At 73.5% G+C, this 10,461-nt stretch carries 6 protein-coding genes; all 6 read right to left on the reverse strand.

Annotated elements, in window-relative coordinates; translation table 11 throughout:
- The gene (gene crtI / locus A6R01_RS17320) at window positions 1–1,530 is read right to left on the reverse strand and encodes an NAD(P)/FAD-dependent oxidoreductase (RefSeq protein WP_292608597.1); all 1,530 of its coding nucleotides are present in this window, start codon (window positions 1,528–1,530) and stop codon (window positions 1–3) included.
- The gene (idi, locus tag A6R01_RS17325) at window positions 1,527–3,230 is read right to left on the reverse strand and encodes an isopentenyl-diphosphate Delta-isomerase (protein ID WP_292608600.1); all 1,704 of its coding nucleotides are present in this window, start codon (window positions 3,228–3,230) and stop codon (window positions 1,527–1,529) included. The genes crtI and idi overlap by 4 nt, the downstream gene beginning before the upstream one ends.
- Window positions 3,231–3,361: 131 nt before the next feature.
- Window positions 3,362–4,435: an ABC transporter permease gene (locus A6R01_RS17330; RefSeq protein WP_292608602.1), complete on the reverse strand. Its 1,074-nt coding sequence runs from the start codon at window positions 4,433–4,435 to the stop codon at window positions 3,362–3,364.
- Entirely contained in the window at window positions 4,432–5,331 is a 900-nt protein-coding gene (locus A6R01_RS17335; RefSeq protein WP_292608606.1) for an ABC transporter ATP-binding protein, read from the reverse strand. The genes A6R01_RS17330 and A6R01_RS17335 overlap by 4 nt, the downstream gene beginning before the upstream one ends.
- Window positions 5,332–5,364: 33 nt before the next feature.
- Window positions 5,365–6,756, reverse strand: a complete 1,392-nt coding sequence (locus A6R01_RS17340) for an amidase (RefSeq protein WP_292608608.1) — start codon at window positions 6,754–6,756, stop codon at window positions 5,365–5,367.
- Between the two features lie 242 nt (window positions 6,757–6,998).
- Window positions 6,999–10,385, reverse strand: coding sequence for an ABC transporter ATP-binding protein (locus A6R01_RS17345; protein WP_366925127.1), 3,387 nt, complete (start codon window positions 10,383–10,385; stop codon window positions 6,999–7,001).
- Between the last annotated feature and the right edge of the window lie 76 nt (window positions 10,386–10,461).

Below are 10,461 nucleotides of genomic sequence, written 5' to 3' on the forward strand. Positions count from 1 at the left end.
TCAGGCCACCTCGGTACGGCGCGCCGCGCGCGGCTTCCAGGCGGGGGCTGCCGGGAGGTAGTCGGTGACCCGCTGGGCGGCCAGCTTGCCGGAGACCAGCACCATCGGGACGCCGACGCCGGGGGTCGTGCCGGAGCCGGCGAAGAAGAAGCCGGGCACGCGCTTCTCGACGTTGGACGGCCGGAACGGGCCGGTCTGGGCGAAGGTGTGGGCCAGCGCGAACGGCGTGCCGCGCTCCATGCCCTGGGCCTCCCAGTCGACGGGGTCCACGAGCTCCTCGGCGACGATGTCGGTCGGGTAGCCCTCGCGCTCCAGGAAGCGCTCCAGCTCCTCACGGGTGCGGCCGCGCTGGGTCTTCCAGTCCACGACGCCGTCGAGGTTGGGGGCGGGCTCGAGGACGTAGAGGACGTGCGAGCCGTCGGGGGCGAGCGAAGGGTCGCTCATCGTCGGGACCGTGACCAGGCGCGAGGGGTCCGGCATCATCCGGCCCTGCTTGATCAGGGCGTCGAAGGAGGAGTCCCAGGCGTCGGCGAAGTGGATGTTGTGGTGCCGGGTCCCCTCGGGGAGCCCGCCGCGGACGCCGACGTGCCACACGACGGCCGAGGGCGAGTACTTGCCCTTCTTCACGACCCGCGGCGGCGCGAGGTCGGGGAGCAGGCGCCGGTAGGCCACCGGCAGGTCGAGCGTGCATACGACGGCGTCGGCGGCCAGCCGCTCACCGCCCTCGGAGTCGCCCTCGATGACGATGCCGGCGACGGCGCCGTCGGCGCGGCGCAGCACCTCGGTGACCCGCTGGCCCAGGCGCAGCTCGACACCGGCGTCCGTGGCCGCCTTGGCCAGGGCGTGCGGGACCGCCGACATGCCGCCGTCGGGGAACCAGACGCCCTCGATGCAGTCCATGTAGGTGATGACCGCGTAGAGGGCCAGCGCCGAGGACGGCGGCAGCCCGGCGTACATCGCCTGGAAGGTGAAGAGCCGGCGCAGCCGGTCGTCGGCGAAGCGGCGCCGGACGTTGGGCCCGAGCCGGCCGAAGCCACCGAGGCCCAGCAGTCTCGCGGCGGCGGCCGGCGAGGAGACGAGGTCGAGCGGGCTGTCGAAGTTGGCGTCGATGAAGTGCGGCATCTCGACGTCGTAGAGCTTCTTCAGCCACGCGCTGAAGTCGTCGAAGGCGGCCGCGTCGGCGGGCCCGCAGACGGTGCGGATCTCCTCGCGCATCGCCTCGTGGCCGTGGCGCACGAGGATCTCGGAGCCGTCGGCGAACTTCGCCCGGTACGCCGGGTCGAGCATCCGCATGGGGAGCAGGGCGTCGAGGTCGCCACCGGCGGCGGAGACCACGTCGTCGAGCAGCCCGCGCATGGTGAGCACGGTCGGGCCGGTGTCGAAGGTGTAGCCGTCGCGGTCGATCCGACCGGCGCGCCCGCCCGGGGCGTGCTCGGCCTCGACCACGACGACCTCGTGGCCCGAGCGGCTGAGGTGGCAGGCCGTCGCGAGACCGGCCAGGCCGGCCCCGATCACCACCACGCGGCTCATCGGGTCCTCCAGCACACGCTGTCGGCGACCTGGCGCAGGCCCGCGACCCCGGCGGGGTGCAGCGCGGGCTCCTCGAGTGCTGCAAGGGCGCTCGCGTGGCTGCGGCGTACCTGCTCCTCGGCCCGCTCGCGGACCCCGGTGCTCTCCATGATCTGTGCTGCCTCCTCGACGTCGCCGTCCTCGTGCTGCTGGTTCCTGATGCGGGCGACCAGGTCCGCGGCGCGGCCGGTCGCCTCCTGCTCCGCCCACGCGAGCAGCACGGTGGCCTTGCCCGCGCGCAGGTCGTCGTGGGCGGGCTTGCCGGTGAGCTCGGGGTCGCCCCAGACGCCGAGCAGGTCGTCGCGCAGGGCGAAGGCCTCGCCCAGGTGCGCGCCGTACTCCCCCAGGGCGTCCAGCACCTCGGACCCGGCGCCGGCCGCGACCGCACCGAGCTCGAGCGGGCGCTGGATGGTGTAGCCGCCGGACTTGGCCCGGGCCACGGCCCAGGCGCGGGCCTCGGCGTTCGCGCCGCCACCCGCGGCCGCCTCCGACAGGTCGAGGACCTGCCCGCGCACGAGCTCGACGCTGGTGCGCCACCACAGGTGCCGCACCGGCTGGGCGAGCTCGGCGACGATCGCGTCGGCCTCCATGTGGGCCAGGTCGCCGACGAGCACGGCCACGGACGCGCCGTAGCGCAGCGCGTCGTCGCGACCACCGGCAGCGCGATGGCAGTCGCTGGCGGACACGTGGGTGGCGGGACGGCCGCGGCGCGTGGTCGAACCGTCCATCACGTCGTCCTGGGCGAGGCCGAAGGCGTGCAGCAGCTCCAGGGCCGCCCCGATGCGCACGGGCACCGTCGGGTCGGCGCCGGACTCCGTGCCGCCGGCGGCCAGCCAGCCCCAGTGGCACATGAGCGGGCGGAAACGCTTGCCGGCGCCGAGCACGAGCTCGGCGAGGATGCCGGGCAGGCCCTGCTCGCCGAGCACCGGGTCGGCGTCACCGACCAGCGGCTCGGGCCCGGGCCCGCGGCGCCACTCCCCCGCCAGGCGGTCCAGGCGCAGCCGGAGCAGCTCCTCGACCGCGGCGAGCGCCTCGGCGCCGGCCTGCGCGGCGTGAGGGGTGGTGGGTGCGGTCGGCTCCTCGGCCCTGGCACCGGCCCGCGCCGCGCGCGCACACGCCTCCGCGGTGCGGCGTACGTCGGACCAGTCCAGCCAGGCGTGCTCGGCGACCTCTGCGGGGTCGGGCCGGGGCTCGGTGCCGACCGGGACGACGGTGAGGTGGACCGGGCAGATCTCGTTCTCCACGACACCCGAGGCGTCGACGGCGCGGTAGCGGAAGTCGGGGAGCACGACGTCGAGCCCGCCGACCTCGAGCCCGAGCTCCTCGGCGGTGCGCCGGCGCACGGCGGCCTGCACCGGCTCCCCCGGCCTGGGGTGCCCGCAGCAGGAGTTGGTCCAGACCCCGGGCCAGGCGGTCTTGCCGGTCGCGCGGCGGGTCAGCAGCAGCCGACCGTCCGTGTCGACGACGTACAGCGAGAAGGCGAGGTGGAGCGGGGTCTCACGGGTGTGGACCCGGGTGCGGGGGGCCGTGCCGGTCGGTCGACCCTCCTCGTCGAGGAGCACGACCAGGTCGGAGGGGTGTGGAGCGGCGTCCTGCGGGGTATCCCCCTGGGCGCCGACCACGTCGGTCGATGCCGCCGCGCCGTGCGCGAGTGGGCTCATCGTGGGCTCGCTCTCTGGTCGCTACGGCTGCACGTCTGCAACGAACGTAGGCAGACGCATCCCAGGACAGGTCACCCAACAGGGTGCCCGGCCGGTCACACCGCAGCCGGCGAGGAGCGGCGGACCGGGGCCTAGACGCTCTCCCAGCGGAAGAGCTTGGCCGCGACCAGCGTGACCACGAGTGCGAACGCCGCGAGGATCCCAAGCACCGGCAGGGCGGCGGCCGGGCCCTCTCCCCGGACCATGACGTCGAGCATGCCATCGTTGAGGTGCTTGAGCGGCATCAGGTCCGAGATGGTCTGCAACCACCGCGGCGCCCCGTCGAGGGAAAAGAAGGAACCGCTGAGGAACGCCATCGGCAGCACCATGAAGTTGGCGGCGTTGACCGCCGCCTCCGCCGTGGTGGTGAGCGCGCCGGCGAGCAGGCCGAGGGCCATGAAGCACAGCGTCCCGACCAGGACCAGCGGCACGGCCATCCACCAGGAGCCGGTGAGCGACAACCCGAAGAACGCCATGCCGACCCCGAGGAAGATCGCGGTCTGCACCAGCGCGATGCCGAGCGTGACCACGACGCGCGCGGACACGATGGTGCGCGTGCGCACCGGCGCCAGCTGGAGGCGCCGCATCAGCTTGGTCTGCCGCCACCCCTGCAGGGTCGCGGCCGCGCCGATCGCCGCACTGGTCGCGATCGCCCAGCCCAGCAGGCCGGGCGTCACGAACTGGATCACGGTCAGCGACTCGTCCTCCACCCGCTCCACGTCGAGCGCGAACGGCACCGCCGAGCCGGCCTCCTGCGCGAGCAGCGCAACGTTGGTGCCGTCCACGAGGGCCCTGAGGGTCGCCTGCGTGACGGCAGCCTGCACCTGGTCGGTCTGCGTGTAGTGCGCCACCAGGGTGCCGCCGTCCTGGCGCAGCGCGACGTCGGCGTCACCGCTGCGCACCTGCTCCAGGGCGGTGTCGAGGTCGTCGACCCGGCGTACGTCGAAGGCCGCGTCGAACGCGTCGCGGGCCTCCGGGGACAGTGCCTCGACCAGCGCGAGGTCGCCGACCTGCACCAGCTCGGCGGCCGGCTGCCCGCGGTCGGACAGCACGCCACCGAAGAAGACCAGGAACATCAGCGGGAAGACGACCGCGAAGAACAGCGAGGCCCGGTCGCGGACGAAGCCGCGCACGATCGCCGCGGCGATGGCGGAGAAGGCCCTCATGCTCGGTAGCTCCGTCCGGTGAGCGCGAGGAAGACGTCCTCGAGGGTCCCGGTCTGCACCCGCACCCCGTCGAGGGCGCCGAGCTCCCCGAGCCGGGCCACCACGTCGGCGGGGTGCCGGGTGGTGAGCACCGTGCCGTCGGGCCCCACCTCGACCGACTCGGTGCCGGCGATGCCCCGGGCCCCTGCCTCGTCGAGCTGGCCGGGGGCCACGATGATGCGGGCGGGGGCGTCGAGGTGGCGCACCAACTCGGCCGGCGACCCGACCTGCAGCACCCGGCCGGAGTCCATCACCGCGACCCGGTCGCAGAGGACCTCCGCCTCGTCCATGTAGTGGGTGGTCAGCACGACGGTGCGGCCGGCCTCGTTGATGCCCGCCAGCAGGTCCCAGAGGTTGCGGCGGGCCTGCGGGTCCAGGGAGGCGGTCGGCTCGTCGAGGAAGACCAGCTCGGGGTCGTGCACCAGCGCGCAGGCGATGGAGAGCCGCTGGGCCTGGCCGCCGGAGAGGTCCTCGACCCGCGCCGAGGCCTTCTCCGCGAGCCCGACCCGCTCGAGCCAGTCGTCGGCGCGCGCCGGGCTGACGTCGTACAGGGCCGCGAACGTGCGGATCTGCTCGCGAGCGGTGAGCCGCTCGAAGAACGCGGAGGCCTGCAGCTGCACGCCGATGCGCGGGAGCACCGCCGCGTTGCGCGGCCACACCTGCTCGCCCAGCACCTCCACGGTCCCGGAGTCGGGGCGGCGCAGGCCCTCCACGACCTCCAGCAGCGTGGTCTTGCCCGCCCCGTTGGGGCCGAGCACGCCCACGAACTCCCCGTCGGCCACGTCAAGGTCCACGCCGTCGACGGCGCGCACCTCTCCGTACACCTTGGTCAGGTCCCTCACCCTGATCGCAGTCACGGCCTCACCCTAGGGGCCTCTCGCCGGAGTCGGTCAGAGGCGCGGGAAGGACCAGGGGCGCGCGGCCTCGAGCTGGGCGGAGAGGCTGAGCAGCGTGGTCTCGTCGTGCTGGCGCCCGACGAGCTGGACGCCGAGCGGCAGGCCGTCCTCACCGAGCCCGGCGGGGACGTTGGCGGCGGGGTTGCCGGCGACGTTCCAGATCGCGCAGTAGGCGATGGCGGGCATCGCCTTGAGCGTCGAGCCGACCGTTCCGCGACCGTCGATGACGCCCACCTGCGGCGGACGGTGCGCCACGGTCGGGGTCAGCAGCACGTCCACGTCGTCGAAGACCCGGTTGGCCGCCCGCGAGATCTCCTCGCTCTGGCGCAGCGCCCAGTCGCGCACGCGGGGCGTCACCCAGGCCCCGAGGCGTCGGGTCTCACGGGTGCGCCGCTCCAGCCGCTCGGGATGCTCGACCATCGCGGCCTCGTCACGGATGCCGGCGAAGAACTGCGGCACGAACGCCAGCGTCGGGTCCGGGTATCGGGGGTCCACCTCGCGCACGTCGTGGCCCAGCTCGCCGAGCAGGCGCGCGGTGTCCTGCACCGCCCGCACGTGGGCTGGGTCGGGGCGTACGCCGAGCGTGACCGGCTTGGTGGACCAGCCGATCCGGAGGCGTCCCGGAGCGGTGCGGGCGGCCTCGGTGAACGAGCCCGTCTCGCCGGCGGAGTAGAGGTCGGTGGGCACGTTCCCGCGGATGGCGTCGTAGAAGATCGCGCTGTCCAGCACGGTGCGGGTCAACGGGCCGGCCGTGCCCAGCGCCCACCACAGGTGCGGGTGCGGGGCGGTCGTCACGCGGCCGCGCTGCGGCTTGAGGCCGAAGAGACCGCACATCGCGCTGGGGATGCGGATCGAGCCGCCCCCGTCACCACCGAGGCCGACCGGCACCATGCCGGTGGCCACCGCGACGGCGGTGCCGCCGCTGGAGCCGCCCGGGGTGCGCGAGGGGTCCCACGGGTTGCGCGTGATGCCGCGCGAGGTGCCCTCGGTGTAGGGCCACGCCCCGAACTCCGGCATCGTCGTCTTCCCCACGACCACCGCACCGGCCGCCCGCAGGCGGCGCACCACCTCGGCGTCGGCGGCCGCCGGGGTGCTGTTGCCCTCGCCGCCGAAGGTCGTCACCGTCCCGGCGACGTCGACCTCCTCCTTGATGACGACGGGTACGCCGTGCAGCGGACCGCACGGCTCGCCCGCCGCCAGCGCGGCGTCCCGGCTCTCGGCCTCGGCCAGCGCCTCGGTGGCGAGCACCCGCGACATCGCGTTGAGCCCCGGGTCGAGGGCGGCGATCCGCTCCAGGGAGGCCCGCGCGACCTCGACCGCGCTCACCTCCCCCGCACTCGTGCGGCGGGCGGTCTCGGCAGCGTCGAGGAGGTGCAGCTCGCTCATGGCGCCGACCCTAGCCGCCGGGTGCGGACGCGGGTCCGCGGGGCGCGGGGCGGCCGGAGGAGGGTGGATGGGCCTGGCCGCCCACTCGTGAGGGACGAGCGAGAGGGCTGGTTCCCACGAAGGATGGGCCTGGCCGCCCCCTCGTGAGGGACGAGCGAGGGGCTGGTTCCGACGGAGGGGGCGCGGGGGCCGTTCCGTGCCCCGCCTCAGCCCCCGGCCGCCCCGAGGCCCACCTCGACCACTCAGGCCAACGAGTCCGCCCAGGCCTGGTGGAGACCCGCGAAGCGGCCCTCTCCCCCGGCCACCAGCTCGGCGGGGCTGCCGTCCTCGACGATCCGGCCGTGCTCGAGGACGAGCACCCGGTCGGCGATCTCCACCGTCGAGAGCCGGTGGGCGATGATCACGGCCGTCCGGCCGGCCAGCACCGTGCGCAGCGCCTGCTGCACCAGCCGCTCCGAGGGGATGTCGAGCGAGGACGTCGCCTCGTCGAGGATCAGCACGGCGGGGTCGGCGAGGAACGCCCGGGCGAACGCCACCAGCTGACGCTGGCCGGCCGAGAGCCGACCACCGGAGTTGGTCACCTCGGTGTCGTAGCCCTGCGGCATCGCCTCGATGAACTCGTGCGCCCCCAGCGCCCGGGCCGCCGCGACCACCTCGTCCAGGGAGGCCTCGGGACGACCGAAGCGGATGTTGTCGGCGACCGTGCCGGAGAAGAGGTAGTTCTCCTGGGTCACCATCACCACGTTGTCGCGCAGCGAGTCGCCGGCGAGCTCGCGCAGGTCGATGCCGTCGAGCAGCACCCGACCGGCGGTGGGGTCGTAGAAGCGGGTCGCCAGCTTGGCGATGGTCGTCTTCCCCGCACCGGTCGTGCCGACCAGGGCGAGGGTCTGCCCGGCGGGCACGACCAGGTCGAGGTCGGGCAGGACGGGGCGCCCCTCGACGTAGGCGAACTCCACGTGGTCGAAGCGCACCTCCCCCGCGGCTCGCCCCAGCGGCGTCGGGTCGGTCGGCTCGGGCACCCCGGGCTCCTGCTCGAGCACGCCGGCGAGCTTCTCCAGGGCCGCCGAGGCGGACTGGAAGGTGTTGTAGAACTGGCTGATCTCCATCATCGGCTCGAAGAACTGCCGCAGGTAGAGCAGGAAGGCCGCCAGCACGCCGACGGTGACGTCGCCGTTGTAGGCGAGGTAGCCGCCGTAGAGGAGGACCGAGGCGATGGTGACGTTGCCGATGAGCCGGATGCCCGGCATGAACCACGCGACCAGCCGGAAGGCCACCAGGTTGGCCCGGCGGTACTGGTCGTTGACGTCGTCGAAGATCTCCTGGTTGCGACGCTCGCGACGGAAGGCCTGGACGGCGCGGATGCCGCCCATGGACTCCACGAAGTGGACGATCACCAGCGCGACCTTCTCGCGGGTGACGCGGTAGGAGGCGGCCGAGGCCTTGCGGAACCAGTTGGTCAGCAGCACCAGGAACGGGAAGCACAGCAGCGCCACGAGACCGAGCTCGACGTCGAGGAAGAGCAGGATGCCAGCGGTGCCGACCAGCGTCAGCGCGGCGGTGACCAGGCCGTCGAAGCCGGTCTCGAGCATCTCGTAGATCGCGTCGACGTCGGAGGTCTGGCGCGAGATGACCCGGCCGGAGGTGTAGGTGTCGTGGAACTGCGGGTCAAGGGCCTGGAAGTGTCGGAAGACCCGGCGGCGCAGCGCGTGCAGGACGTCCTGGCCGATGCGCCCCTGCATCACCAGGAACCGGTTGCGCGCGACCGCCTGGGTCAGCGTCGCGCCGAGCACGAGCGCCACCACGGTGGCCAGCGGGGTGAGGTCGTCGTCGGTGCGGATCGGCGGGATGCCGGAGTCGATGCCGACCTTGACGAGGTAGGGGATGGAGAGCCGGGCGACGTTCTCGACCAGCACGACGAGCACGAGCAGCTTCAGCGCCCCGGAGTACGGCGACAGCAGCTCGCGCAGGAGGCGCCGGGAGCCCCCGCCGAGCCGGCCGGCCGTCAGTCGCTCGGCGGTCGCGAGGAGCTCGCTGTGCTGGCCGACGTGGGTGATCCGCCCGCCCTGGAGCAGCGCCACCTTGTCGGCGAGCAGCACCGTGGAGGCACGGTGGGCCACGACGATGCCGGTGGTGTCGGCCAGCACCCGGCGCAGCGCCTCCTCCACGAGCTTCTCGGTGTGCACGTCGAGGGCGGAGAGGGTGTCGTCGAGCACGAGCACCGTGGGGCGGGTGAGCACCGCGCGCGCCAGGGCGAGCCGCTGCCGCTGGCCGCCGGAGAGCGCCATGCCCTGCTCGCCGATGCGGGTGTCGAGGCCCCACGGCAGGTCGTGGACGAACTGCGCCTGGGCGATCTGCAGCGCCTCGTCGATCTCCTCGTCGGTCGCGTCCGAGCGTCCCAGCGTGAGGTTCTCCCGGGCGCTCATCGAGAACAGCGTCGGGTCCTCGAAGGCGGTGGCGACCAGCGAGCGCAGGTGCTCCAGGTCCAGCTCCCGGACGTCGACCCCGTCGAGGGTGACCCGGCCACCGGTGACGTCCCACAGCCGCGGCACCAGGGCGGTCAGCACGGTCTTGCCCGACCCGGTCGCCCCGACCAGGGCCACGGTCTCCCCCGGCGCGATGTCAAGGTCGAGCCCGGCCAGCACCGAGGTGTCGGGGGTGTCGGGGAAGGCGAAGTCGACGGCCTCGAAGCGCACGTGCCCGCGCGGGGCGTCGATGCGACGCTCACCGCCCACGATGGACGGCTCGGTGTCGAAGATCTCCAGGATGCGCGCGGACGCGGTCATCGCCTCCTGGGCCATCGCGAGGATGACGCCGAGCGAGGAGACCGGCCACACCAGGCTCAGCAGCAGGGTGATGAACGCGACCAGCTCACCGGGCGTCAGCGAGCCTCGGCCCACGCCGTACGCGCCGAGGGCCAGCACGATCACGACCGCGACGTTGGGGATGACCTCGAGGAAGGTCCAGAAGCGGGCGGAGAGCCGGACCTTCTCCATGCTCGTGGCGTGCAGCCGGTCGGCGGCTCGCTCGTAGCCGGCCGAGACGTGCTCGCTGCGGCCGAAGGACTTGATGACCCGGATGCCGACGGCACCCTCCTCGGCGTACGTCGCGAGGTCGCCCTGCTCGTCCTGCACCCGCCGGGAGATCACGACGTAGCGCTTCTCGAAGCGCATCGAGAGCCACACGATCGGTGCGGAGGCGGCCGCGACGACCAGGCCGAGCGGCCAGTACATGTGCAGCAGCACCACGGTCGTCGCCGTCAGCTGCACGACGTTGATGAGCAGGAACAGCAGGCCGAAGCCGCTGAAGCGCCGGATCGCCGACAGGTCGGTCGTCGCGCGCGAGAGAAGCTGACCGGACTGCCAGTGGCCGTGGAAGGCCATCGGCAGCTCCTGCAACCGGGCGTAGAGGTCGCGGCGCATCGTGGTCTCCAGGCCGAGCACGGCGGCCGACTGCACCCACCGACGCATCCAGACCAGGAACGCCTCGGTCACCCCGAGCAGCAGCGCCAGACCGGCCAACGGCCACAGGGCGGAGAGGTCACGCTCGGTGATCGGCCCGTCGATGATCGCCCGGGTCACCAGCGGGATGCCGATGGCCAGCGCCACGCCGCCCAGCGAGGCGACCAGCATCAGCGAGAGCGACCACACGTAGGGCCGCAGGTAGCCACGCAGCCGCCACAGCGAGTGCACACCCGCCGCCTGAGGC

The sequence above is a fragment of the Nocardioides sp. REDSEA-S30_B4 genome, from assembly GCF_001627265.1.
Lineage (GTDB): Bacteria > Actinomycetota > Actinomycetes > Propionibacteriales > Nocardioidaceae > Nocardioides.

Excerpts from the sequence above, each read along its gene's own strand:
- crtI (WP_292608597.1), bottom strand. The coding sequence starts at position 1,530 with ATGAGCCGCGTGGTGGTGATCGGGGCCGGCCTGGCCGGTCTCGCGACG.
- A6R01_RS17340 (WP_292608608.1), bottom strand. The coding sequence starts at position 6,756 with ATGAGCGAGCTGCACCTCCTCGACGCTGCCGAGACCGCCCGCCGCACG.
- A6R01_RS17330 (WP_292608602.1), bottom strand. The coding sequence starts at position 4,435 with ATGAGGGCCTTCTCCGCCATCGCCGCGGCGATCGTGCGCGGCTTCGTC.
- A6R01_RS17345 (WP_366925127.1), bottom strand. The coding sequence starts at position 10,385 with ATGCTGGTCGCCTCGCTGGGCGGCGTGGCGCTGGCCATCGGCATCCCG.
- idi (WP_292608600.1), bottom strand. The coding sequence starts at position 3,230 with ATGAGCCCACTCGCGCACGGCGCGGCGGCATCGACCGACGTGGTCGGC.